General features: G+C 50.9%; 23 protein-coding genes. 10 read left to right on the top strand and 13 right to left on the bottom strand.

Annotated elements, in window-relative coordinates:
* Positions 1-146 precede the first annotated feature (146 nt).
* A complete protein-coding gene (locus DA718_RS26205; protein ID WP_112216184.1) occupies positions 147-797 on the top strand; it encodes a TetR/AcrR family transcriptional regulator in 651 nt (216 codons plus the stop codon).
* Here DA718_RS26205 and DA718_RS26200 read toward each other — a convergent pair.
* Entirely contained in the window at positions 781-1,443 is a 663-nt protein-coding gene (locus DA718_RS26200) for a LysM-like peptidoglycan-binding domain-containing protein (protein ID WP_112216183.1), read from the bottom strand. The genes DA718_RS26205 and DA718_RS26200 overlap by 17 nt on opposite strands.
* Positions 1,444-1,833: 390 nt before the next feature.
* Between DA718_RS26200 and fklB the strand changes: the two genes are divergently transcribed.
* Both fklB and cycA read left to right on the top strand, forming a co-directional pair.
* Positions 1,834-2,454, top strand: coding sequence for a BamJ family beta-barrel-assembly machinery protein (fklB, locus tag DA718_RS26190; protein WP_112216181.1), 621 nt, complete (start codon positions 1,834-1,836; stop codon positions 2,452-2,454).
* A 308-nt stretch (positions 2,455-2,762) separates the two neighbouring features.
* The gene (cycA, locus tag DA718_RS26185) at positions 2,763-4,166 is read left to right on the top strand and encodes a D-serine/D-alanine/glycine transporter (RefSeq protein WP_112216180.1); all 1,404 of its coding nucleotides are present in this window, start codon (positions 2,763-2,765) and stop codon (positions 4,164-4,166) included.
* A gap of 115 nt (positions 4,167-4,281) precedes the next feature.
* On the opposite strand, the gene ytfE is transcribed toward cycA, so the two are convergent.
* The 4 genes from ytfE to DA718_RS26165 form a co-directional block, all read right to left on the bottom strand.
* Entirely contained in the window at positions 4,282-4,944 is a 663-nt protein-coding gene (ytfE, locus tag DA718_RS26180) for an iron-sulfur cluster repair protein YtfE (protein ID WP_112216179.1), read from the bottom strand.
* A gap of 82 nt (positions 4,945-5,026) precedes the next feature.
* Positions 5,027-5,998, bottom strand: a complete 972-nt coding sequence (locus tag DA718_RS26175; RefSeq protein WP_167492893.1) for a DMT family transporter — start codon at positions 5,996-5,998, stop codon at positions 5,027-5,029.
* A 75-nt stretch (positions 5,999-6,073) separates the two neighbouring features.
* Entirely contained in the window at positions 6,074-6,898 is an 825-nt protein-coding gene (locus tag DA718_RS26170; RefSeq protein ID WP_112216177.1) for an AraC family transcriptional regulator, read from the bottom strand.
* 80 nt (positions 6,899-6,978) lie between these two features.
* Complete coding sequence (locus DA718_RS26165; RefSeq protein ID WP_112216176.1) at positions 6,979-7,827, bottom strand: SDR family oxidoreductase; 849 nt, start codon at positions 7,825-7,827, stop codon at positions 6,979-6,981.
* A 90-nt stretch (positions 7,828-7,917) separates the two neighbouring features.
* On the opposite strand from DA718_RS26165, the gene DA718_RS26160 reads away from it, so the two are divergent.
* Positions 7,918-8,295: a winged helix-turn-helix transcriptional regulator gene (locus DA718_RS26160; RefSeq protein WP_112216241.1), complete on the top strand. Its 378-nt coding sequence runs from the start codon at positions 7,918-7,920 to the stop codon at positions 8,293-8,295.
* 28 nt (positions 8,296-8,323) lie between these two features.
* Here the strand turns inward: DA718_RS26160 and DA718_RS26155 are convergent, their stop codons facing one another.
* Positions 8,324-10,267, bottom strand: coding sequence for a bifunctional 2',3'-cyclic-nucleotide 2'-phosphodiesterase/3'-nucleotidase (locus DA718_RS26155; RefSeq protein ID WP_112216175.1), 1,944 nt, complete (start codon positions 10,265-10,267; stop codon positions 8,324-8,326).
* 191 nt (positions 10,268-10,458) lie between these two features.
* On the opposite strand from DA718_RS26155, the gene cysQ reads away from it, so the two are divergent.
* Positions 10,459-11,202, top strand: coding sequence for a 3'(2'),5'-bisphosphate nucleotidase CysQ (cysQ, locus tag DA718_RS26150; RefSeq protein WP_112216174.1), 744 nt, complete (start codon positions 10,459-10,461; stop codon positions 11,200-11,202).
* Here the strand turns inward: cysQ and DA718_RS26145 are convergent.
* A complete protein-coding gene (locus DA718_RS26145; RefSeq protein WP_112216173.1) occupies positions 11,192-11,749 on the bottom strand; it encodes a YtfJ family protein in 558 nt (185 codons plus the stop codon). The genes cysQ and DA718_RS26145 overlap by 11 nt on opposite strands.
* Positions 11,750-12,070: 321 nt before the next feature.
* Here DA718_RS26145 and DA718_RS26140 point away from each other — a divergent pair, with 321 nt between their 5' ends.
* The gene (locus DA718_RS26140; protein WP_112216172.1) at positions 12,071-12,277 is read left to right on the top strand and encodes a DUF1107 domain-containing protein; all 207 of its coding nucleotides are present in this window, start codon (positions 12,071-12,073) and stop codon (positions 12,275-12,277) included.
* Between the two features lie 1,222 nt (positions 12,278-13,499).
* A complete protein-coding gene (locus DA718_RS26135) occupies positions 13,500-13,874 on the top strand; it encodes a hypothetical protein (RefSeq protein WP_130624408.1) in 375 nt (124 codons plus the stop codon).
* Between the two features lie 10 nt (positions 13,875-13,884).
* Here DA718_RS26135 and DA718_RS26130 read toward each other — a convergent pair.
* Positions 13,885-14,582, bottom strand: a protein-coding gene (locus DA718_RS26130) for an IS1-like element IS1A family transposase (RefSeq protein WP_227015939.1) whose coding sequence is annotated in 2 segments (ribosomal slippage) — positions 13,885-14,333 and positions 14,333-14,582 — 699 coding nt in all. Because the reading frame shifts where the segments join, the coding sequence is not laid out codon by codon here.
* Between the two features lie 116 nt (positions 14,583-14,698).
* Between DA718_RS26130 and DA718_RS26125 the strand changes: the two genes are divergently transcribed.
* Genes DA718_RS26125 through DA718_RS26115 form a run of 3 tightly spaced genes read left to right on the top strand, consistent with a single transcriptional unit; the run spans position 14,699 to position 19,003 of the window.
* Positions 14,699-15,295, top strand: coding sequence for a fimbrial biogenesis chaperone (locus tag DA718_RS26125; RefSeq protein WP_267285563.1), 597 nt, complete (start codon positions 14,699-14,701; stop codon positions 15,293-15,295).
* 37 nt (positions 15,296-15,332) lie between these two features.
* Positions 15,333-17,879, top strand: coding sequence for a fimbria/pilus outer membrane usher protein (locus DA718_RS26120; protein WP_112216739.1), 2,547 nt, complete (start codon positions 15,333-15,335; stop codon positions 17,877-17,879).
* A 2-nt stretch (positions 17,880-17,881) separates the two neighbouring features.
* The gene (locus DA718_RS26115) at positions 17,882-19,003 is read left to right on the top strand and encodes a fimbrial protein (protein WP_112216738.1); all 1,122 of its coding nucleotides are present in this window, start codon (positions 17,882-17,884) and stop codon (positions 19,001-19,003) included.
* Between the two features lie 88 nt (positions 19,004-19,091).
* Here DA718_RS26115 and araC read toward each other — a convergent pair whose 3' ends face one another.
* The 5 genes from araC to msrA form a co-directional block, all read right to left on the bottom strand.
* Positions 19,092-19,964, bottom strand: coding sequence for an arabinose operon transcriptional regulator AraC (araC, locus tag DA718_RS26110; RefSeq protein ID WP_112216737.1), 873 nt, complete (start codon positions 19,962-19,964; stop codon positions 19,092-19,094).
* Between the two features lie 30 nt (positions 19,965-19,994).
* Entirely contained in the window at positions 19,995-22,004 is a 2,010-nt protein-coding gene (locus DA718_RS26105) for a beta-galactosidase (protein ID WP_112216736.1), read from the bottom strand.
* Between the two features lie 18 nt (positions 22,005-22,022).
* Positions 22,023-23,255 (bottom strand): oligosaccharide MFS transporter, encoded by a 1,233-nt coding sequence (locus DA718_RS26100; protein WP_112216735.1) that lies wholly within the window; start codon positions 23,253-23,255, stop codon positions 22,023-22,025.
* Between the two features lie 198 nt (positions 23,256-23,453).
* On the bottom strand, positions 23,454-24,797 hold the full coding sequence (gene paeA, locus DA718_RS26095) for a polyamine export protein PaeA (protein ID WP_112216734.1): 1,344 nt from the start codon (positions 24,795-24,797) through the stop codon (positions 23,454-23,456).
* Between the two features lie 180 nt (positions 24,798-24,977).
* On the bottom strand, positions 24,978-25,616 hold the full coding sequence (gene msrA, locus DA718_RS26090; protein ID WP_112216740.1) for a peptide-methionine (S)-S-oxide reductase MsrA: 639 nt from the start codon (positions 25,614-25,616) through the stop codon (positions 24,978-24,980).
* Positions 25,617-25,825 lie beyond the last annotated feature (209 nt).

The following is a 25,825-nucleotide window of genomic DNA, read 5'->3' as shown; positions in this document are numbered from 1 at the left end:
AGATCAACCATCTAGTTGGTTGGTTTGTGAGGATGATCACCGGATTCTTGATAACTTGCTGAATTTTATTGTTTTTATGCTTTTTGCTGGAGCTGGTGAAAAATATCGCTATGATAGGCACCGCGAAGGGCGAATGGGGAACCGGAATGTATCTTGATACCAGCAATGCACAAAGCCTGAAAGAAAAGCTTCTTTTAAGCGCAGTCAATGAATTTGCCGAATATGGTTATGAAGGGGCCAGGGTTGATAATATTGTCAAAGCGGCAGATTGCAGTAAACAAACTGTGTATCACCACTTCGGCAATAAAGAGAATTTGTTTATCGAAGTTCTGGAATATATCTGGAACGATATTCGCCAGAAAGAGAAAAATCTCGATGTATCAGGCCTTTCCCCAGATAAGGCGATTGAGAAAATTATTGATTTTACATGGGATTACTACATCGAAAATCCCTGGTTTCTCAAGATTGTTCATAGTGAAAACCAAAGCAAAGGGGTTCATTATGCTAAATCAACGCGCCTGCCGGAAATAAACCACTCGCACCTGCAATTGATGGCTTCGCTGCTTGATGAAGGAAAGCGGCAAAATATCTTTAAGGCCGATATTGATCCTCTTCAGGTCAATATCAGTATTGCCGCCCTTGGCGGGTATTACTTAATTAACCAGCATACGTTAGGGCTGGTTTATCATATCAGCATGGTCTCGCCTCAGGCTCTGGAAGTCAGGCGTCGGGTCATCAAAGAAACCATCCTGAGCTGGCTTCTCATAACGCCTGGTTCCCTTATCGGGCGCGAATAAAGCTACCGTTCGCCTGGCGGGTAAACAGCACCTGCTGGCCGCCGCCGGTATCGATAGTCAGCCCGGTGACTACGCCGTTGGCGTTCTGGCGGATTTGAACCGTCTGCCCGGTTTGCAGTGAACTCAGCGGTTTACCTGAGCCTTCTACCTGCGCCATGGCGTAAACGTCGGTCGGCGGCAGGTTATGGTCGCGGAACAGCTGCGCAAGGGTTTTACCTGCTTCAATACGATAGGTTCGCCATTGCTGCTCTATACCGGGAGTTGACTGCTGCTCCTGGTACGGCTGAGATGCAGTCTGCTGTGGTGCCTGGTCCGGTTGCTCATCCTGAATCGGCTCCGGCGCGACCGGCGCAACTTGATCGGCATCGTTGACCGGCGGCGTGTTGGTGATCGGCGGCAGAGGAACGGCCTGATTGCCTGAAGACTGCGGCTGTGACTGGGATTGCAGGTCGAGATTCGCCTCGCGGCTGGCCTGAGTCGGGCCACTGTTATCCTCGGAGGGGAGCAGAACGCCGATAATCACCAGCAGGGCACCGGCAATGATGCCCCGGCGATGCATGGGCGGTAATGGATCCATGATGCGAATACGATCCGGGGCGTGCCAGATCTTCGCCAGGGTAGATGTCAGTTCAAAACGCCCGGGCATGGCTTTCCTCCTGCTCCGCATATTTTTATCCTGTAAATAAAGTATATACCCTAAATAATTTAAGTCGCAGGAAGGCGGCAAGCCAGTAAGTTCCCAGGAGCATAGATAACTATGTGACTGGGGCGCGCTGGCGAAGCCAACGCTCCTGCAACTTAAAGTATGACGGGTATAGATGGCTAACTTCCTGAAGGACGAGACAAAGATATGTTTCGTGAGGTTAACCTTACTTCTCTATTGTTTCTGTTTCCCTTAGATTTGTCATCATCCAGGCGACAAAGTTTTACCCGTCGTGCTGTGGCTGATATGCTTCCATCCTATTTTCTCTGCTCGTCGCCTTTCGCTTTTTGAAAGCCAGCGAGTATGAGAGCACCCTCGAAAAAAGGAACAAAGATGGCAACCCCGACTTTTGACACGATCGAAGCACAGGCAAGTTACGGTATCGGCTTGCAGGTTGGACAACAGCTGAGCGAATCTGGCCTACAGGGGCTGCTGCCGGAAGCGCTGGTCGCCGGTATCGCTGACGCGCTGGAAGGTAAACAACCGCAGGTTCCGGTGGAAGCCGTTCACCGTGCACTGCGTGAAATCCACGAACGTGCTGACGCTGTGCGTCGCGAGCGTTTCCAGGAGATGGCCGCGGATGGCGAGAAATACCTGGATGAAAACCGCGAACGCGAAGGCGTGAACAGCACCGAATCCGGCCTGCAGTTCCGCGTTCTGACCCAGGGTGAAGGCCCGATCCCAGCCCGCACTGACCACGTTCGCGTTCATTACACCGGTAAACTGATTGACGGTACCGTCTTTGATAGCTCCGTCGCGCGCGGCGAGCCGGCTGAGTTCCCGGTAACCGGCGTTATCGGCGGCTGGATTGAAGCGCTGACCCTGATGCCGGTGGGCTCTAAATGGGAACTGACCATTCCGCACAACCTGGCCTACGGTGAGCGCGGCGCGGGAGCATCCATTCCTCCGTTCAGCACCCTGATTTTTGAAGTTGAACTGCTGGATATTATCTAAACAGCAGGGGCTTCCTCTCCCGTTCGGGGGAGGGGGCGCTTTAAATAGTGTAAAACCCTTAAGTTAGGAATTTATTAGAGCTTTGTATTGCATATCTGCTTTATGGGTGTATTTTTGTGAGCTATTTCGCGCAACTGGAGTGATATAACACTCACTTTAAACATAAAATTAACATTATCTCTAAATCATAGTATTCATCCCTCCGATTCTTACCTAATATCGATAAACCCCTCGTTCCAGGGTTAAGACGAATTAAGGGCCAAATAGAGCCCGAACAACACAGACAGGTACAACAGGAAAAACATCACATGGTAGATCAGGTCAAAGTCGCTGCCGATGAACAGGCGCCGACTGAACAATCGCTGCGGCGAAATCTCACTAACCGGCATATTCAGCTTATTGCTATTGGTGGTGCGATAGGCACCGGGCTGTTTATGGGCTCCGGCAAAACCATTAGCCTTGCCGGGCCGTCAATTATTTTTGTTTATATGATAATCGGCTTCATGCTGTTCTTCGTCATGCGCGCCATGGGTGAATTACTGCTGTCGAATCTCGAATATAAGTCGTTTAGCGACTTTGCTGCCGACCTGCTGGGGCCGTGGGCAGGCTATTTTACCGGCTGGACCTACTGGTTCTGCTGGGTAGTCACCGGTATGGCGGACGTGGTGGCGATCACCGCTTACGCCCAGTTCTGGTTCCCGGGGCTTTCTGATTGGGTCGCCTCGCTGGCGGTTATTCTGCTGCTGCTGGGCCTTAACCTTGCTACCGTGAAGATGTTCGGCGAGATGGAGTTCTGGTTTGCGATGATCAAGATCGTCGCCATCGTGGCGCTGATTGTCGTTGGCCTGGTGATGGTGCTGATGCACTTCCAGTCACCGACCGGCGTTGAAGCCTCTTTCGCTCATTTGTGGAATGACGGCGGCTGGTTCCCGAAAGGCATCAGCGGGTTCTTTGCTGGCTTCCAGATAGCGGTCTTCGCTTTCGTGGGTATCGAGCTGGTGGGTACCACCGCAGCGGAAACCAAAGATCCGGAAAAATCCCTGCCGCGGGCGATTAACTCGATTCCGATTCGTATCATTATGTTCTACGTTTTCGCGCTGATCGTGATTATGTCCGTGACGCCGTGGAGCTCAGTCGTGCCGTCGAAGAGCCCGTTCGTTGAGCTGTTCGTCCTGGTTGGGCTTCCAGCAGCAGCGAGCCTGATTAACTTCGTGGTGCTGACTTCTGCGGCTTCTTCAGCTAACAGCGGCGTGTTCTCAACCAGCCGTATGCTGTTCGGCCTGGCGCAGGACGGGCAGGCTCCGAAAATGTTCGCCAAGCTGTCAAAGCGTGCGGTACCGGCGAAAGGCCTGACCTTCTCCTGTATGTGCCTGCTGGGCGGCGTGGTCATGCTGATGGTCAATCCAAGCGTGATTGCAGCCTTCACCATGATTACCACGGTTTCAGCGATCCTGTTTATGTTCGTCTGGACGATTATTCTGTGCTCGTATCTGGCCTATCGCAGAAAGCGTCCGCAGTTGCATGAGCAGTCGAAATATAAGATGCCGCTGGGCAAAGTGATGTGCTGGGTGTGTATGGCATTCTTCGTCTTTGTGCTGGTGCTGCTGACTCTGGAAGCCGATACCCGCGAAGCGCTGATGGTGACCCCTCTGTGGTTTGTACTGCTGGGGGCAGGCTGGCTGTTTGCCGGTAAAAAGCGTCTGGCGAAATAAAAAAATCTTCGGGAGCGGTTTTTAACGTTGCTTGCAATGGCCCGTCGTAAAAAAGGCCACCCGGAGTGGCCAATAAGACTGACAATGTCGAGGGCGCCTGCGGGCGCCTTTTTATTTACTTTCCTGCGAGGGCACGCGGGAACAGCACATTGTTTTCCAGACTGATGTGTTCCATCAGGTCATCAATGAGTTCGTTAATGCCGTTGTACATCGCCTTCCAGGTGGTGCAGGCTTCCGGCGGCGGCGTCACGTTATGGGTGATGTGCTTAATCACTTCCAGCAGCTCGCCCGCTTCATCATGCTCGCTTTCCATGACGCTGATAGGGCCACCAGCTTGCGTTCCCATGCCCTGTTTGATCATTGGGAACAGAATCTGCTCCTCTTTCATCATATGGTTGGAAAGCTCCTGGTGCAGCATGGTCAGGTACTTGGTTAAGCCTTTCGGAACGTTAGGCTTGTCGGCGTGAACGCGTTCAACTTTGGTGGCCTGTAAAATCAGCTCCGGCAGCTGTTCGCGGTGCCTGTCGTGGTAGCGGACAATGATGTGATCGATGATTTCGGCATAGGGCGCAACGCGCCAGTCGCGCTCTACCGGCTCTTCCGCCAGTTTTGCCAGCTCAGCTTCGATTACCGCAACGTCCAGCTCTTTGCGCGATGCCGCGCGGTCCAGCGTCTGTTTGCCGCCGCAGCAGTAGTCCATATCGTATTTACGGAACAGCGCGGAGGCGCGCGGAATCGTCAGCGCCAGCTCGCCTAATGGTTGGTCACGGAAAGCCATAGCAGTTACCTCGTCATCAAGAGTATAAGATGTATTTTAAATGCATCTTATACTCTTGGGAATACCCCTTTAGGATACCAGGCTATTTTTTCTCGCTGACCAGCTCTTGTAACGCAGGTTTTTCCGGGCGGGCGCGAACGGCGGAAACCACGCCGAGCACCAGAAGAAGGATACCGCTGAAGGTCAGAATCGGCGGCAGACTCTGGCGCAAAATAAAGGTATACAGCAGGCCAGCAAGGGTTTCGAAGACAATCAGTGGCCCGAGGATCACTGTCGGCAAGCGCTGGCTGGCTACGTTCCAGCACCATGCGCCGACCCATGAGCAGAAGATGGCTATCGCCAGCATCAAGGTGATAAACACCGCAGGGCGCGGGCCGAAGGGCAGCGGAAAGTCCGTATGCTGACCGTGTAGCCACCAGCAGGCGATAAGGTATCCCGCCAGCGACACCGGCAGGGTTACCAGCGCCTGCGCGGTGGCCCACATCATCGGCGGTTTATCCGGATTTTCCCGCAGCCAGCGGGCGTTGCGCAGCGCGTACCAGGCCCAGCAAACCACCGAGATCAACGCCAGGACAATGCCGGAGCCGTAGCGCCAGGGGCTGAAATCGGGCAGTCCCTGATGCAGTTCGGCGATATTGACGCACGCCAGGCCGACGGCAATGCAAATCAGCGCCGGGAACAGGCGTCGCCACGGTAGCTTACCGTCGCGCTGGCTATAGAGCAGATTAGCAAAGACCGGCAGCACCACGGGCAGCGTACCGATGATCATCGTTGAGACCGGCGCGCCAGTGCGCTGAATCGCGCTGGCCAGGCAGACGTAATAAATTAAGTTGCCCATCATGGTCAGCCCCAGCGCCGTCCACCAGTCTTTCCCGGAGAGCTGGCGCAGCCGCGCGCGGCCCAGCCAGGCCAGCGGCAGGGCAATTAGCCCCAGCGCCAGATAGCGTCCCATCGACTGCAATACCGCCGGATATTCCGGCACCAGCAAAGGGCCAACGAAAATCAGCCCCCACATCAATCCCGCCAGCAGGGCGTACAGCACACCACTAATCATCACGCCTTCCATTACATTTTCTGTTGGCGACAGTGTAGGCGAGGCCAAAGCGGGAATATTGTATGAGGTTGCGCATTAGCGCGGGAGAACCTGCTTTTGGTAACGCACTGGCGTAATGCCGTAGCGGCGGGTAAAAGCGCGGGTCAGGTGCGACTGGTCGGTTAATCCGGCGGCGAGGGCGACATCGGCAGCGGGCATGCCGTGGGTGAGAAAAGCTTTGGCGCGCCACAGGCGAATCGCCATCAGCATCTGGTGCGGCGTAACGTGGAAGTGGGCCTTAAACTGGCGCTGGAAATGATACGGGCTGAGCGCCGCCACCTGCGCCAGCTCATCCAGGGTAACTGTGCGCATATAGTTGTCGTGCAGATATTCGCGTACGCGCTCAAAGCGGTGAGCAGCCTCGGGCAATAGAGCGGCGTGGTGGGCGAACGGACGGAAGGTGTCGATTAAATCCAGCAGCAGACCCTGCTGCGCCAGCGGATCGTCGGTGTGCCACAGGCCGTAGATCAAATTGCCAATTTGCCGGGAGCGCAGCGGATCCTGGCGCACCACGTCGCTGAACCACCAGTGGCGCACGCCGGTCACCTCTTCCAGCATCTCCGGATCGAGATATATCATTCGATAGCGCCAGCCATCGGCGGTTTCCGCCTCTCCGGTATGCAGTTCATCGGGGTTCATGGTCACGATGGAGTTGACCGACGCCACGTGCTGGCTGCCGCGATAGCGAAAACGCTCGGCACCGAACTCTATCGCGCCAATACCAAAGGCTTCATGGGTGTGTGGTTCAAAGGCATAGCGGGAGATATGGGCATGGTACAGTTCGACGCCGGGCACCTGCGCCAGGTGGCGAAAGCGCGCGCTGTCTTTTTCATCATTGAACTGTTCTGGTACGCCTTGCATGTAATCACTCCCGACAGACATCCTTTCATTATTGAGGATGGCCCGCCGGGATGCTACAAAAATTAACCAGTATGTAACAGTTACAGAATGCCTTTGATGCTCTCAACAAGCGTAGTGGTAGGGCGGCCAATCAGTGCGCTCAGGGTGTGGCTGTCGTCAAACAGGCCGCCTTTTGATGCGCCAACATCAGAGTCGGCCAGCATATCAGCCAGACCAGCAGGCAGGCCGACGCCTTTCAGCGCAGCGGCGAAGTCGGCTTCACTGAGGTTTTGATACACGACATTTTTACCGCTTTGTTTGCTCAGCTCCGCAGCAAGTTCGCTCAGAGTCCACGCCTCATCGCCCGCCAGCTCATACACTTTTCCGGCATGGCCCTCTTCGGCGATAACGCGAGCGGCCGCGGCGGCGTAATCAGCGCGGGTGGCGGAGGCGATTTTGCCGTTACCGGCGGCGCCGATAAACACGCCATGCTCAATCGATGGCGGCGCGCTGGCGAGGTAGTTTTCGGTGTACCAGCCGTTGCGCAGCAGGGCATACGCAATGCCGGAGTCAGCGAGCATTTTCTCGGTGGCGACATGTTCATCTGCCAGCCCCAGCGGGGATGTATCGGCGTGCAACAGGCTGGTATACGCGATAAATTTCACGCCAGCGGCCTTGGCGGCGTTAATGACGTTGCGATGCTGAACGGCGCGCTGGCCCACTTCGCTCGATGAGATCAGCAGCAGTTTGTCGACGTTCTGCAGGGCGGCGGTCAGCGCGGCTTCATCGCTGTAGTCGCCCTGACGAACCACTACGCCTCGTTGGCTCAGAGATTCGGCTTTGGCAGGATTACGCACAATGGCGACAATCTGCCCGGCAGGAACGGTGTTTAACAGGTTTTCCAGGACGTGTTGGCCAAGCTGGCCGGTAGCACCAGTGATTGCGATCATGGGTCTTCTCCTTCGTGTTCATGAGTAGTTGTGGTAAGCTAACACCTTAACTAACTTTTAGTAAGTACGCACAAAAAGGTAAGTATGAATATGGCGAATCTGACGTTGAGTGAGCAGCTACGCAACGGCAACCTGTTTGCCGAACAGTGCCCTTCACGCGAAGTGCTCAAGCATGTGACCAGCCGCTGGGGCGTACTGATTCTGGTGGCCCTGCGTGATGGCACCCATCGGTTTAGCGATCTGCGCCGCAAGATAGGCGGCGTGAGCGAAAAGATGTTGGCCCAGTCGCTGCAGGCGCTGGAGCTGGATGGATTTATCGATCGCGTGTCCTATCCGGTGGTGCCGCCACACGTAGAATATAGTCTGACTCCGCTCGGCGAGCAGGTGAGTGAGAAGGTGGCGGAACTGGCTGACTGGATAGAACTGAATCTGCCCGCGGTTCTGGCGAACCACGAGCAGGTAGCGTGAGCCGGGAGAGTTCCCGGCGAGCACGGGATTACTTACTCAAATCCAGCTGATAAATGGCGAAACCAATCTCGTCGGTCGCCACCTGGTGCATCGGATACTGTGCTTTCTCTTTAATAAACGCGGCGGCTTTGTCACCTGGTGAAGTCTCAAAGCGAATATCCAGCGGTACGGTGCTGTTGATAGGCGCGAGACGCCAGTTGTTATCTGCCGCCGGATGGATCTCGCCGTTTTTCTTCGACTCCGCGCCAATCCACGCCGCCAGCACCGAGCGGTTCTCATCCGGTGAAGCGAAAGCAATATGATCTTCACCAGTTCCCTGGAATTTACCGCCGTAGGCGCGGTAGTTGTTGGTCGCAACGAGGAAGATGGCGCCTGGGTCAATCGGCTTGCCGTTAAAGGTCAGGTTTTTAATGCGCTCGGCCTGCGGATTAACGCTGTTACATTCGCCGTCGTAGCGCGCCGGTTGGGTGATATCAATCTGGTAGTTTACGCCGTCAATAACATCAAAGTTATAGGTGCGAAAGCCGTCCCAGTTAATTAAAGACTGCGGCTTGCTGCTGGTGGGGTCAATCTGATTGAACTGCCCGGCGGAGCACTCCAGCCACTCTTTGACCTCTTTGCCGCTGACCTTCATCACCACCAGGGTGTTGGGATACAGGTAAAGGTCGGCGGCGTTGCGGAAGGTGAGCTGGCCTTTTTCCACTTCAACAAAGCTGGCCGGGTCGTTTTTACGTCCGCCCACTTTAAACGGCGCGGCGGCGGAGAGCACCGGCAGCTTCGCCAGGTCCGGGTCGCCCTGAATATAGTGCTCGACGTAGGCTTTTTGCGCCATATTCACCACCTGTACGGTCGGGTCGTCCTGTACCAGCGCCAGGTAGCTATACATATTGTCCGAGGATTTACCAATCGGTATACCGACAAACTCACGAGTGGCGTCATGGTCGGCTTTAAGTACCGCCACCATGTTGCTGTCTTCCGCCGCCAGTGATTTTTTCGCGACCGAATCATAGATTGGACGCGCTTCGGCTTTCGCGCCGGTAACCTGCCATTTACCGGCGTCGTTATTCAGTACCAGATCGACCACCCCAAGATGATCACCCCACATGCCCGGCATGACCGCCGGAACGCCGTTCAGCGTACCTTTGGCGATATCTGCACCTTTAATGCTGGCAAAGTCTTTGCTCGGGAAGACGGCATGCGCGTGACCGAACATAATGGCATCCACGCCGGGAACCTGGCTTAAATAGTAAACCGAGTTTTCCGCCATGGCCTGATACGGATCGGCGGAGAGGCCGGAGTGGGCGATCACCACTACCACATCCGCGCCTTCCTCACGCATTTGTGGGACAAACTTGCGTGCGGTTTCGGTAATGTCGTTGACGGTCACTTTGCCGCTAAGGTTGGCTTTATCCCAGGTCATAATCTGCGGCGGTACGAAGCCGATGTAGCCAATACGTAGCGTTTGTGTTTCGCCGTCGCTATCCTGAACCTGAGTATCCTGAATCAGATAAGGCGTAAACATCGGTTTGCCGGTTTTGGTATCGATGATGTTGGCGTTAACGTAGGGGAATTTTGCGCCAGCCAGCGCTTTGTGCAGGAAATCGAGGCCGTAGTTAAATTCATGGTTGCCGAGGTTACCTACAACATAGTCCAGGGTATTCATCGCCTTGTAGACCGGATGAACGTCCCCGTCTTTCAATCCTTTCGCCGCCATATAGTCGCCCAGCGGGCTACCCTGAATGACGTCGCCGTTATCGACCAGTACGCTATTTTTGGCTTCCTGACGCGCTTTTTCAATCAGCGATGCGGTTCGCACCAGACCAAATTTTTCCGTTGCGCTGTCTTTGTAATAGTCAAAGTCCATCATATTACTGTGCAGATCGGTGGTTTCCATGATCCGCAAATCGACCGTTGCCGCATTTACGCTGGCGGCGATCAGCGTGGCCAGCAGCGTTGCGCTAAACTTAATCATCAGTGGCGTCCTTTTTTATGAGCAATGACACAGAAGAAAATGTATTTACATTCTGTTGCTTACAGAAATGTGAATCATGCCATAAAAGCGCTGAATGAAACCGCCAGCGTTATCACAGATAGCGGAACTTACTATGATGCGATATAAATAAAACAACGAGTTAACGCCACTGTAATCAGATGAGGTGGAGAATGTTAGAACAAGTATGTCAGCTTGCACGGACCGCAGGTGATGCCATCATGGAAGTGTACGATGGAAAACAGCCGATGGACGTTGCCAGCAAGAAGGACGATTCTCCGGTTACGGCAGCGGACATTGCGGCGCATAAAGTGATTATCAGCGGCCTGCAGTCCCTGACTCCTGATATCCCGGTTCTGTCGGAAGAAGACCCGCCGGCCTGGGAGGTTCGTCAACACTGGCAGCGCTACTGGCTGGTGGATCCGCTGGACGGCACCAAAGAGTTTATCAAACGTAACGGCGAGTTTACCGTCAACATTGCTTTGATTGAAAACGGTAAACCGACGCTTGGCGTGGTCTATGCTCCGGTGATGAAGATGATGTACAGCGCGGAGAAGGGCAAAGCCTGGAAAGAAGAGTGTGGCGTGCGTAAGCAGATTCAGGTCCGCGATGCGCGTCCGCCGCTGGTGGTGATTAGCCGCTCCCACGGCAATGACCCGGAGCTGCAGGAGTATCTGGAGCAGCTTGGTGAACACCAGACCACCTCAATAGGTTCCTCGCTCAAGTTCTGCCTGGTGGCTGAAGGCCAGGCCCAGCTTTATCCGCGTTTCGGGCCGACCTGTACCTGGGACACCGCAGCGGGTCACGCCGTTGCCAGCGCAGCCGGGGCGCACGTTCACGACTGGCAGGGGCGTACACTGGACTATACGCCGCGTGAATCGTTCCTCAACCCCGGCTTCCGGGTCTCTATTTATTAAGCAGTTTGTGCAGCAGGGCGACAACCTGCTGCACTTCCTCCTGAGTGAGCGCGCCGTCTTTGGCCCACTGCACGCGGCCGTCTTTATCCAGCACCACGATCGCGGAACTCTCTTCATTAAGCTGCCACGCTTTGCGCACCACGCCATTACTGTCGACAATAAACTGCGACCACGGATAGAGCTGCTTATTGCTCTCAATACTGCTGCGGACAAACATACTCGAACCGGGGATAGCATCGTCGGTATTGACGATGGTGGTGGTTTGATAGCGATCGTGCGGGAACTTCGCGCTTTTAATTGCTTCAATTAAGGTCGCATTTTTTTCTTTTGCCGAAGAGCGTCCGGCAATGTGCTGTACGACGCGCACTTTTCCTGCCAACTGGGCGCTATTCCAGTTTTTATAACTAAACTTATCGTTATCCAGCACTAATTCTCCCCGGTCTGCCACGCCGACCGGCGCGACGCGCTGACCGTCGACAAAGTTATGCGCCGACGCCATCAACGGGAACAGGAGACATGAAACGGCCAGTAATCTACGTAGGGTCATGGTGTTTCCTTTTTTATCTTTGCAGGTGATCCGACCACTTGGTCTTGTTTAATCATAAGTGCGATCTATCAGCATTACCCGCAATGATGGTGCCAGTTTGCGGGTTAACGCACAAATTCGTCCAAAATCGGCAACTTATACTACCTTCATCGGATGCCTGAAACGAAAACTCTGAATTAATGTCATCAAAGAGTAAATAAACTTATACATACTGGGTATCACTCAGATTCTGGACTATAGTTTCAGGGCATTAAAATTTGCGCTCCCGGTACGTGGGCTAACTGTGGCACCACAAGAGCGTAACCCTGGCAGGAGACAACAATGAAAATTTTCCAACGCTACAACCCGCTACAAGTAGCGAAGTACGTGAAGATCCTGTTCCGTGGACGTTTGTACATCAAGGACGTTGGCGCTTTTGAGTTTGATAAGGGCAAAATCCTTATCCCGAAGGTTAGGGACAAGCTGCATTTGTCAGTGATGTCTGAAGTCAACCGTCAGGTTATGCGTCTGCAGACAGAGATGGCTTAACCTGAAAAGTAGTATGGCTACACGGTAAAAGGCGGCTCCCAACGGGAGCCGTTGATGTTTCTGGCACCTGCATTTATGCACTTTCCGTATAACCCCCTTACAGATGTATCTAACCAGTGATGTAAATGAAACCCCGCCCGTTCGACAATGATAAATATCAGATATCTATCGTATTGACAAAGAGATAATGGAAATTACCTGGCTATTTTTTAAAAGTAAATTCTCGTGTTTTTATTTTAAATGAACCATGTACATGATTTTGAGTTATGCATCGGTAATGAATTAGCACAATATCATAATTTTTATTGTATCTATTTCGTTAAGGTATCGAGGATGAAAATTGAGTAGCAAAATCGGCCATTGGTAGACTTGGAGGTAACATAGTTATATTAACTCACGAGCCAGTCGTTACGAATAAATGATCATTACCTAAAATTGACGGGATGATTTTCTTGAACTGTTAATGAACTTTGATATGTAGTTTCTGGGATTCCGGTGCCAGGTGACCCTCTGCTTATCAGTCTCCGAGCAAGCGATTATTGCTGGAGCATTTATGAAATGCCATTCAATCATCAAGATGAACTCATTGTAAATGGTACTTGCATTAGCTGATATTGCATCCTGAGGTTGCATACGCTCCCGAGATTGAACTGGAAATTCTTAAAGCTTTTCTCATTCGTTCGACTCACATAAGGGAAAGTATTGCAGAAGTTTCCAAAGGCATTTTACTTTAAAATTAGGAATATTTTTATATGTTAATATATTTGTAACTAATGCTGCTGCTCATTTCATCTGAAGATTTATATATTCATATAGGAATATTATTGTGATTTAACATTTGTTTTTTTATTGTTTAATGATTGTTTTTTTTGTGGGTTGTAAATCAGTAATTAAGGCTTCGACTGAAATTTATCTTAATAATTTAGTTTAATGGGTCGTAATGTTGTGAATATTTGGATTTTAAATCTGATGTATTTGTTGTTTGTGGTTTTTTATTTCAAATCAACCTTCAGCTGGAAGTGTTAAATTTTAACATTAATGCGCTAACGTGGATTTAATTTTTTATTTGTTCATTTGTGGCGAAAAAGCTTTTTCATATTTCTTTATTTTGTCAAAATGAACTCCAGTTGAGACATTTCTTGTCTGTGATGTAGACGGAGCCGGAAACATTATTGAGAGACTATGAAATTGAAATTGCTGACCTGAAGGAACAGGAGGCTTTATGGTTAATTATTATATTATTTCTGATGACAGCTATTTCTCTTATGGATTAGCTGAGGCATTAAAAAGTTTAAAAAAGACAGTGTCGCATTTTAATCCCGCGGATGTTATTCGTGGCGAACTTTCGGAGAGTGCTGAAGGATCGGTTATCTTGATTGATGTAGATTGCTGTTGGTTATTTAGAAATGTTGCATGGAAACTCAGAGACTGCAAAGGCATGATTATTCCAATATTTGATCTTACTCATAGCACTTTTCATAAGTCATGGGAGTTCGGATATCTCTCTAAAAGAGAAAGAATGGATAATATAGTCTCTGGTCTGTTCCGCTTCTCAATACCCGGGGGGTATCGTTCTTTTACGGCGAATCAGGGGTAATGACTCCAACTTATTGATAGTGTTTTATGTTCAGATAATGCCCGATGACTTTGTCATGCAGCTCCACCGATTTTGAGAACGACAGCGACTTCCGTCCCAGCCGTGCCAGGTGCTGCCTCAGATTCAGGTTATGCCGCTCAATTCGCTGCGTATATCGCTTGCTGATTACGTGCAGCTTTCCCTTCAGGCGGGATTCATACAGCGGCCAGCCATCCGTCATCCATATCACCACGTCAAAGGGTGACAGCAGGCTCATAAGACGCCCCAGCGTCGCCATAGTGCGTTCACCGAATACGTGCGCAACAACCGTCTTCCGGAGCCTGTCATACGCGTAAAACAGCCAGCGCTGGCGCGATTTAGCCCCGACATAGCCCCACTGTTCGTCCATTTCCGCGCAGACGATGACGTCACTGCCCGGCTGTATGCGCGAGGTTACCGACTGCGGCCTGAGTTTTTTAAGTGACGTAAAATCGTGTTGAGGCCAACGCCCATAATGCGGGCAGTTGCCCGGCATCCAACGCCATTCATGGCCATATCAATGATTTTCTGGTGCGTACCGGGTTGAGAAGCGGTGTAAGTGAACTGCAGTTGCCATGTTTTACGGCAGTGAGAGCAGAGATAGCGCTGATGTCCGGCGGTGCTTCTGCCGTTACGCACCACCCCGTCAGTAGCTGAACAGGAGGGACAGCTGATAGAAACAGAAGCCACTGGAGCACCTCAAAAACACCATCATACACTAAATCAGTAAGTTGGCAGCATCACCCAGCAATGCAAGTATCATTATTAACGGTACCCGAGTTATTTATCCTGGAAGTGAAAAGGAAGTGACAGTTAAGCTCTCTAATAACGGTAAACAACCGGTGTTGGTGCAGAGTTGGGTCGATAACGGCGATATTAGTGCGAAGCCGGAAAAAATTGCCGTACCTTTTATTTTAACCCCTCCAGTTAATCGAATTGAGCCTGATAAAAGCCAAACTTTGCGTCTGAGTTATACCGGTTCACCCCGCTTACCAGAGGATCGTGAATCCGTTTACTGGTTAAATGTGCTGGAAATTCCTCCGGCTAAACAAAATGTTCCTAACCGTCTACAGATGGCTTTTCGTACCCGAATTAAGCTATTTTATCGTCCCGCTGCTATTGCCGATAAAGTCAAAGCCGCTGAGGCTGCTGAAAAAATAACATGGTCGATTGTCGGTAATGAACTGCAGGCTAACAATGCTTCTCCTTATTATGTTTCATTAGTCTCCATAAATGTGGATCAGGGAAGTAAAAAATCTACTGTTGCCGGCAATATGATTTCCCCAATGGGGAAATTGAGCTTTAAGCTAAAAGGTGATGCATCCCTTGTCCATGGTGCAAGTCTGTCATATGAATATATTAATGACTGGGGAGCCGTTAAAACAGTAAAGTCGGTTCTGTGAGTTTATCTAATAAAACTAAATAAACAGGATGTTTGCCATGCACCATATTTTTCAATTTTCTCTGCTGGCAATGGCAGTCATGACTGCAGTGATGCAGGTTGCGCGGGCTAATGATAATGCTAGTTCCAGTGCACAACAGAAGATAACTTTTGATTCGGATTTTTTAAATACATCTGAAGTTGGTTCTATTGATTTAGAACGTTTTGCGTTCGGCGCTTCCGCTCTCCCTGGTAAGCACTTGACTGAAGTCTTTGTAAATGGCAACGCGGTTGCGCACGAAGATGTTTTGTTTGTCGAGCAGGAAAATAAGCAGGTGGTGCCCTGTTTATCTACAGACTTAATCAAAAAGATAAATTTTAATTATAGTCAACTTCCAGCTACATTTATTGATGCATTACGCCAGGGAATAAATTGCTACCCTTTAGCAAAACTGATACCCCAGGCTGAATCTGTTTATGACTCCGGCGTTCAGCGTCTGGATATCAGTATTCCTCAAGCCATGATGAACAATATGGCCAGAGGCTATGTAAGCCCAGAACTATGGGATGCCGGTATTCCAGCCCTTCTGTTTGGTTATAACGCAAGCACATATTCGAGCCACTCTAACGGTGAAACGACTAACTCAGTATATTCGGGGATTAATGCCGGGTTAAATATTGGTGCTTGGTATTTTCGCCATGATGGAAGCTATAACTGGGATGAAAATAGCGGTAGAGACTACCAGTCCATCAATAATTTTGTTCAGCGGGATGTCACACAAATAAAAGGACGTTTCTTACTGGGCGAAACATCTACCAGCGGTCAGGTTTTTGACACTTTACCGTTTAAAGGGATTGAACTGGTGAGCGATGATCGAATGCTGCCGCAATCTCAGCAAGGCTATGCTCCGGATATTCGCGGTATTGCGCGAACTAACGCACGGGTAACGGTATATCAGAACAGCCGGGTTATCTATGAGACCACCGTCTCACCCGGCGCGTTTGTGATTAACGATCTTTATCCTACCGGTTATGGCGGTGATTTAGATGTGACGATAACTGAAGCAGACGGTTCAACTCAGTCTTTCAAAGTGCCTTATGCCACTGTTGCGCAGCTGTTACGCCCTGGCGCGCACCGCTATGACGTCGTTGTCGGTAAACTCAACGATCCTTCAGTATCCACCGATCCTGGCCTGTATATGGCGACTTACCAACGCGGATTAACCAATAATCTGACCGGATACGGTGGCATACAGGGTAGCGGTAGTGATTATTATGGCATTCTTTTAGGGGCGGCGGTCAGTACTCCTATCGGTGCGTTTGCGGCTGATGCCACCCAAGCTAGAGTTCATTTACATACTGATGATAAAGCTGCCAGTAGTGGGCAAAGCTATCGTATTAGCTACAGTAAATTTTTACCGCAAACCAATAGTAATCTGACCATTGCTGCTTATCGTTATTCTACGGCAGGTTATTACGATTATAGTACTGCGATGCGAGTGCGAGACGAAATAATTCACGATGGAGTTGCCGATAATATCTGGCGTCCAAAAAATCGTTTCAATATTACGGTGAATCAAGGATTGAAATCAGGCTGGGGGCAGATTTATCTCACGGGGTATACGCAAAGTTACTGGAATGACGGTCAATCGGATCTGCAATACCAGATGGGATATAACAATAGCTGGCGCACTATTAGCTATAGCCTGAGCGCGGCGCGAGTCAGGAACGGTAATGGCAGTATGGAAACCAACTGGCTGTTTAATATGACGATGCCACTGGGATCAATGAGCGCAAGCCATGTACCGACGCTAACGACTAGCCTGAGCCATAGTACTAATGGTCGAACTGGGGAACAGGTTGGTGTATCCGGAACCTTGGGGAGAGATAACCAGTATAATTATGGTGTTACCAGCATGAACTATAATCAGGGAACCGGTAGCAGTGTGGCACTAAATGGGGGATATCGTTCACCGTTTACACATATGACTGCCAGCTATGGTGCGGGTGAACATTATCAATCAACGTCTGTGGGACTGAGCGGCACCATTATTGGCTGGCAGGACGGGGTCGTCATGACGCCTTATACTGGAAATACCTTTGCCGTTGTTGAGGCGAAAGGGGCTAGTGGAGCGAAAGTCGGTGGCTATTCCGGGATTCGTATCGATCCTTGGGGACATGCGGCGGTTCCTTATCTTAACCCTTATGAAATGAATGAAATTATTATTGATCCGAAAGGTATTTCTCAGGATGTAGAATTAGAAAATACCAGTTCGAAGGTTGCACCTTATGCCGGAGCGGTGAGTCGAATTGTATTTAAAACCCGTAATGGAACGCCGTTGTTAATTACAGCAATGCGAAATAATGGTGATGAAGTTCCCTTTGGCGCAGAAGTCTTTGATAGCGAAGGTAACAGCATTGGTAGTGTGGGCCAGATGGGACAAATTTATGCTCGTGTTGAAAAATCAAGGGATACTCTTACCGTAAAATGGGGAGGTAATGCTGCACAACGCTGTCAGGTGAGTTATCTGTTGACGCCTTTGCCTAAGGACGGTTCAGGGAATAGTATTGTGCGCATTAATTCCGTCTGCGCGAAAGGAAATTAATTATGAGTAAGATAAAAAAAGCAAATTTATTGTTTGTTCTTTTGGGGTTGGTATATTCTGGAAGCAGTTTTGCAGATATAAATTGTACGGGAACAGATAATGCCTTTGCCGATACCGTTACATTAGGAGGAACTATCACTGTCGGCGATGACATTCCGGATGGTACCGTTTTATATAATGCCCAGTATCGTACTAATGGTTATACCGCTTTGCGTTGTGATTCACCAACATATACATTAGCTAACTGGGTTGACTATGGCTCAAAGCCAATGCCGCTTTCAACCTGGTCAAGTGGCGCCCTGGGAGGTAAAGTTTATCAAACCAATATTGCTGGGATTGGTGCTGTAGTCACTGGGTTAACCAGCTATGGCTCTATTAGCGGTGCTATTTTCCCCAGGCAGGAAACGACCTATAAATGGGTCGATAGTCAGGGAAGTAATGTTGGCCATGGTTATCAGCTATGGTTAATTAAAATCGGGCCGGTCGCGGCTGGTGCAGTCAATGGGGCAATACTTCCCACCGTTGAGTCTTATATACCCGCAACATCAGGTTTTACAGGATTACCTATTACTATCGGAACAGTGAAATTTTCTGGCTCAATCAATATTGTTAAGGGGACCTGTAGCGCCTCCGATGTGACGGTTAATATGGGAACTCATAATCTAGTGGACTTCAGCGGGGTAGGGTCAACCAGCGCGTGGAAGGATGCGTCGATCATCTTGACTAACTGTTCTCGTTTTCATGGAACATATGGTAGCGCAAACACCACGGTACAGATTAAAGGGTCAGGGTCTTTCCCCACAGGAACACCCAACTTCAACACGTTTAACGTTTACCTACAACCCACCAGTACTGAAGTGCTGGATGCAGCAAATGGTATTTTGAATATTAATGCGCCGAGTGGCGATACTGCTGCTGTTGGATTCGGTATTGAAGTTGGCTGGGGAGAAGCGAGTGGATCTCCCTCTGTGTTTAATTTTAATAACCCGCAGTCATTTACGGCGCCTAATGACGGTAGCACGACCATCAGAATACCGCTGGCAGCCCGTTATATACAGACCCAGACATCAGTGATGCCGGGGATTGCCAATGGACGGGTGACGTTTGTTGTGGATTATATGTAGATTTTCCCGATCATCTTCATGATGGATAATTAGTTCAAATTTATCATGTCGATAGATTAAGAGAGTGGCATGACTTCCGTTGCTGTCTCTACTCTTTCATTTCCGCATAGCGTTTACGGTATTCGCCCGGCGGAATGCCGTTATGCTTGCGAAAAATCCGCGTGAAATAAACCGGGTCCCCGTAACCTACTGACAGCGCGATTTTATTAAGCGGCAGCGAAGTACTCTGGATCAGCCACTTAGCGCGGTTGATACGCTGGGTCTCGCGCCAGGCATATACCGTTTGCCCCAGCTCATTTTTGAACAGATGCGCCAGCCGCGACGGGGAGATAAAAACCATCGCCGCCAGAGTCTCAATCTTAACCTCCTGCGCGATATGCTCGTTGAGGTAGTCGCATACGGCGTTAATGCGCGGATCGTGTGCATGACGATTGCTGAGCGGCTGTAGTTGAAAACAGCTGAGGATCAGGCGCTCCAGCGCGTTCATCGCCAGCGCTTCCGAGAGTGGGGCAGACGCCGAGTGATGACGGATAACCTCATAGAAAAGATCGCGCAGATTTTGCAACTGCTCAGGATCGTTAACCGTTGTCTTGCCAATACCGTGGGTAGATCGATCCCATTTCAGCCAGTCTATCCAATAGGGCCGGGGGATAAAGTAAATCCATAAATGATCCCAGTACTCGCTGTGTTCGTCCCGCCCATAATGGTGAGCCACGCCGGGCGGGAACAGCAAAAGATCGTTTTCACGGAACAGAAGGGAACCATCGCCCGCTTTAGCGCGCGCCTGGCCGCGCAGCGTCAGATTGATGATGTAACCTTTCATCCCCTGCGGGCGGTTAATGTAGTAATCCAGCTTTGACCCACGGGTAATCGGCGTAAAGCCCGCGACGACCCAGGCGTTGAAGGTAAAGGTCTTCATCAAGGGTGAGAAATTGAGTAACTCGTTGATATCCAGCTCCATCGTTTCTCCCACCTCAGCGCTGCTGCTTAATTAGCTTTCGATGATACTAAATTCCCATGCCTTGAGACGCAACGGCTGACCGCGGCTGACTTCATCCCCGCTCAACAGCGCTTTGCCTGATGTTTCGCTAATAAAATCCAAAGGTTCACCGGAGTAGTTGAACAGGAAGTGAATGCCGCGACCATCGCGGTTGCGCATCTTTTTGGTAACCAGCGGATAGCGATATGCTGAGGTGCGCGAGTGCAGATCCAGATCAGAGGTCAGGGCATCAAACAGCTGGCTAATCAATGTCTTCTGTGGCAGGAAGCCCACGTAAATCGCCCGCCCCTGACCGTAATCCGCCTCGGTGGCGGCAGCATATTCGCCCCATGCCGGATGCTGATAACGTAATAACGTGCGGGTACCGGAATCCGGCATCAGCAGCTCCATCCATAGCTCAGCCTGGTTATCCTTGCTGCAATCAATGGCTGCACTGCATGAGGCTACTGTGGTCTCCTCCGGCAGGGTGAACTGACTGTAGCTCACACCGCAGGCCCGGTGCAAAATCCCCGGCTGCGTGCTGCTGCGCACCTTCACGTTTTCATCGCTAAAGCCTGATTTAAAGCCGATAAGCGCTCTGCCGCCCTGCTCAATATAGCGGTTGATTCGCTCCAGCAGGCCATCGTCGGCGGCGTATAACCCGGGGATAACCAGCGTGCGATAGCGCGAGGTGTCTTCGTTGATGTCGTGGATGATATCGACGCTGATATTGTGGTCGTACAGCGCATCATGGAAACGGCGGAAAATATCGTTGTAAATATTGCCCTGTGCGTCGCCGGGGCGGAACTGGTTAAGCGCATCCATCGCTTCATTGCTCACCAGCAGCGCGACGTCATTTTCCGCCTTTAGCTCCGCAAGCTGCGGTGACAGTCGGGCAAAATCAGCGCCGATGGTGGTGGCTTCCTGCCAGGTCGCGTTGCGCGAGAAGTCATGGCTTAGCAGTCCCTTCCAGTAGGTTTCGAATGAGTTATGAATCGAATGCCAGTGCCAGTAGGAGACCATCGCCGCACCGGATGCCACGTGGCTAAAGGCTTGCAGACGTAACTGGCCGGGAAAAGGCGTCCACTGGGCGAAGCCCTGCGCCTGTGTTTCCAGAACGAAGTAGTTCTGGCCCTGCTTTAGCGAACGGGTGATGGCGCCGCCGAAGGCGATTTCCCGCCCGGTCAGGTGCTTTTGGCTCGGGTGATAGATGTCGACACCGGCAACATCCAGCGCCTGTGCAGCCGCGAAGTGATCGACTCGCGGCTGTACGCCGTAGGAGTAACCGCGCCATTCGAAATCGAAATTGTGGGTGACGAATTGATGCGGCAGCGCATATTCGCGCACGATCTCCGCCTGCCAGGCCAGATATTCCGTCACCTGCTGGCGCTGGTAGCGGGAGAATGCGCAGGCGAGGCTGGCGTTAATCGTATTTTCGACCGGCGGAAAATCCTGCCAGCTATCGATGCGGTTGCTCCAGTAATCCAGACCAAAGTCTTTATTCAACTGCGCCAGATCGGAATATTGCTCTTGCAGGCTGTGCACAAAGCCCTCCTGCATATAGCGACCAATATTATCGTAATGCTTGGTTTCGTTATCCAACTGCCAGCCAATAATCGCCGGATGGTGCTGTACATGCGCCATCAGAGTACGGATAATCTTTTCGGCATAGCGGCGAAAGGTCGGGTTAACGATATCCATGATCTGTCGTGGGCCATATTTCTGCTGCCCGTCCACAGTGGTGACCAGAATGTCCGGGTGTTTGGCTACCAGCCAGGCCGGGACGGCGTAGGTTGGCGTGCCGATAATCACCGCAATTCCAGCTGTATGCATTGCGTCCAGTACCCGATCGATATGGTAGAAGTTATACTCACCTTCCTGCGGCTCAAGGGTGCTCCATGTGGACTCGGCAATGCGTACCACGTTAATTCCCGTTTCTTGCATTAAAGCGATATCTTTCGCCAGCCGATCTTCAGGCATATATTCATCGTAATAAGCAACACCATAATATAAAGCAGACATAAAATTTACCTCCTTAAATTAATGCGCGGGGACCGGCTGTGGAACAAAAGTTCGGGCTTTGTCGAGAGTAATAAATGAAATCAGTGTAAAGCACAGCGCAATACCGCCGAGAACGATGTAGCTGCTGGTAAAGCCCATGCTCTGGTACATATGACCGATGCCGGTAGAAAGGAAAATAGAACTAAAGCTTTTAGAAAACTGGAAGCCGATTAAATAAACGGTGGCGGAAAGCAGCGGGTTGAAATTGGCAAAAATATATTTTAATGCCGCAACGAGCAGGACCGAACTTTCGAAACCGTGGAGCAGTTTAATCAAGCTGATGGAGACCGGGCCGACAGCCCAGGCGGAACCGATAATACGCAGGCTCATAATCATGCCGCAGTACAGCAGGGCGTTTTTCGGTCCGATTTTATTGACGAACCACGGGGCGAAGAACATTACGATGGCATCAAGGAAAATCTGACCGGTGGTTAAATAGCCGAAGACCTCCGCGCCGCGTGCTTTGCTCTCAAAGAAGTGGCTGTAATAGATAGCGAACTGTTGGTCGTAGGTTTCATACACTGCACCGACGCCAATCATATAGATGGCAAAGAACCAAAATTTCTTCATTTTAAGCAGCGATGTGGCATCGCTTAAGGTCACCGGTGAGGTTTTTCCGGCTTGCGTCAAGCCTTGTTTATCCGTGCTAACCTGCATTTTCCAGACAATCACCAGCAGGCAAACACCCGCACAGCTGGCCAGCCAGAAAATCATATTCTGGTCGATACCGTAGAGCTTGCCTGCCGCAAAGGTGCCGATAGCCGCACCAATGCCGCCAAACATACGGGCGCGGCCGAACTCAAACCCGGAAGCGCGGCTGACCTTATCAATGTAGGCTTCGCAAATACCGCAGCCTGCACCGTAGGCCATACCAATATAGATGCCGCCGGCCAGCGCCCCGAGAAAAACGTTGATTTTTAATAATGGTGCGAAGACATAAATCCAGTAGGGGGCAAATAAGGTAATAATTATTGCCAGCATCCACATCAGATTCTTACGGTAAACTAATTTGTCGGAGATAAAACCGAATAACGGCTGAACGCAAACGGCGATAATCGCGGTGAAAGAATAAACCAGACCAACATCGGTATAGTTAACTCCAATAGTTTCCGTTAGCCACAGTGATAAATAGGGGTAGCAACATCCCCAGCCAATAAAGAAGAACAGGAAGAACAGACAACTTATATAGTAATTTTTATTTGATTCTATCATGGTAACCCTCGCTTCCTTTATGCAGGAATATGATCGTGTAGACGCGAGCAAAGTTACCTTTTTGCGTAAAGGGGAGTCATGAATGTTTCGCTATGGAGCAGTAAAAATCTGCTATCGCCCGTGAGGCGTGAGCCGCTTCACATTCGGGCAATAAAAAAGGCGGATTTTTAATCCGCCTTTTGTGATCGGGAAAATGACTTACGCCGACTCTTTTTCGCTATCTGCGGCATCCGGCAGTTTGGGTACCAGCACCGTTGGCTTGTTGTCGATACGGGTCACCAGCAGCTGGTCTATACGGTAGTTGTCGATATCCACCACTTCGAACTTGTAGCCGGAGAATTTCACCGCGTCGGTACGTTTCGGGATCTTACGCAGCATAAACATCATAAAGCCGCCGATGGTCTCGTAATTGCCGGACTGCGGGAAATCATCGATATCCAGCACCCGCATCACGTCGTCAATCGGCGTACCGCCGTCAATCAGCCAGGAGTTTTCATCACGCGCAACGATCTGCTCTTCCAGTCCCTGGCCGACAAGATCGCCCATCAGGGTGGTCATAACGTCGTTAAGGGTGATAATCCCGACCACCAACGCATATTCGTTCATGATAACCGCAAAGTCTTCACCGGCGGTTTTGAAGCTTTCCAGCGCTTCTGACAGCGTCAGGGTATCCGGGACAATCAGCGTATTGCGGATCTGCACCCCACCGGTTAGTACCAGGCTTTGATTCGCCAGTACGCGGTTCAGCAGGTCTTTAGAGTCAACGTAGCCGATGATGTGGTCGATATCTTCGTTGCACACCAGGAACTTGGAATGCGGATGCTCGGCGACCTTATTCTTCAGGCTCTGCTCATCTTCGTGCAGATCGAACCAGATGACGTTTTCACGTGAGGTCATGGATGAAGGCACGGTGCGTGATTCCAGCTCGAACACGTTCTCGATGAGTTCATGTTCCTGCTTACGCAGCACCCCGGCCAGCGCCCCGGCTTCCACCACGGCGTAAATATCATCAGAAGTAATGTCATCTTTACGCACCATTGGAATTTTGAAGATGCGGAAGATGTTGTTGGCCATGCCGTTGAACAACCACACCAGCGGGCGGAAGACAAACAGGCAGAAGCGCATCGGGTTGATGATGCGTAAAGCGACAGCTTCAGGCGCAATCATACCGATGCGTTTCGGAGTCAGGTCAGCAAACAGGATGAACAGGCTGGTGACCAGGGTAAAGGAAATGATGAAGCTCAACTGCTCGGAGAGCTCCGGCGACATATAGCGGCTCAGCAGGCTGTGGAAGGCCGGAGAGAATGCGGCGTCGCCGACGATACCGCCGAGAATCGCCACCGCGTTAAGGCCGATCTGCACCACGGTAAAGAAAGTGCCGGGGTTCTCCTGCATTTTGAGAACGCGCTGGGCGTTCACGTTGCCATCATCGGCCAGCAGTTTGAGTTTGATTTTACGTGATGCGGCCAGCGAGATTTCCGATATCGAAAAGAACGCACTGACGGCAATCAGACAAAGTATTACTAAAATACTGTTTAACATATCTTATCTGACCGTTGAGATCAGATCCTCGGAAGGGAAGTGGATAACGCTCATGTGGAATACACAAAAAACCGGTCCGAAGGCTCTGGACCGGCGATAACACGGGGTAGTATAGCGTAAGGTACTGTAAAGCCGCCAGAGCGTTAATTATTCAACCCGGCGGCTTGCCGAACGGTGAAATCAGGCCTGCGGCGGCAAACAAACGCCAATCCCGCCGATACCGCAGTATCCATACGGGTTCTTATGCAGATACTGCTGGTGGTCATCTTCCGCATAATAGAACGGTTTCGCTGTGGCGATTTCGGTGGTGATCGCGCGGGTGTCGTTCGCTTCATTCATTGCCGCCTGAAAACGCGCCAGGCTGGCCTTTGCCGCCTCGTTCTGCTCCGGGGTTAACGGATAAATTGCGGAACGATACTGCGTACCGTGGTCGTTACCCTGCTGCATACCCTGCGCCGGATCGTGGTTTTCCCAGAATACTTGGAGCAGTTGTTCATAGCTGATGACCTGCGGATCGTAGACCACGCGCACGGCTTCGGCATGGCCAGTCTCGCCGCTGCACACTTCGCGATAGGTCGGGTTTGGCGTATAGCCGCCAGTGTATCCAGCAGCGGTGCTGTAAACTCCAGGCAACTGCCAGAACAGGCGTTCGACGCCCCAGAAACAACCCATGGCAAATAGCGCGACTTCCATTCCTGCAGGTACGTTAGTCATCGAGTGGCCATTAACGGCGTGGAGTGTGGCTACCGGCATTGGCGTATTGCGCCCCGGCAGCGCATCCGCTTGGGCGACAAGATGCGTTTTATCAAATAGACTCACGGTTGGCCTCTCAAAACAGAAAATGTGGTTAATGTGGTTAAGGTTGTAACGAAGCGTGTCTTTTAACACAATAGACACGCTCATTACGTCTAGATTTAACCATAAGAATAATTTGGGCTATCGTCACTTTTTCAACCCTTAGTTGTTAGGGTTTTGTTAAGCCGTGGAGCGGCACTTTCGTTTCCTTCGGGGGGAAACAAGGATATTCA

The organism is Klebsiella huaxiensis, from assembly GCF_003261575.2.
Lineage (GTDB): Bacteria > Pseudomonadota > Gammaproteobacteria > Enterobacterales > Enterobacteriaceae > Klebsiella > Klebsiella huaxiensis.
The sequence above is the reverse complement of the archived record's forward strand: the minus strand, read 5'-3'. Positions and strand labels throughout refer to the sequence as shown.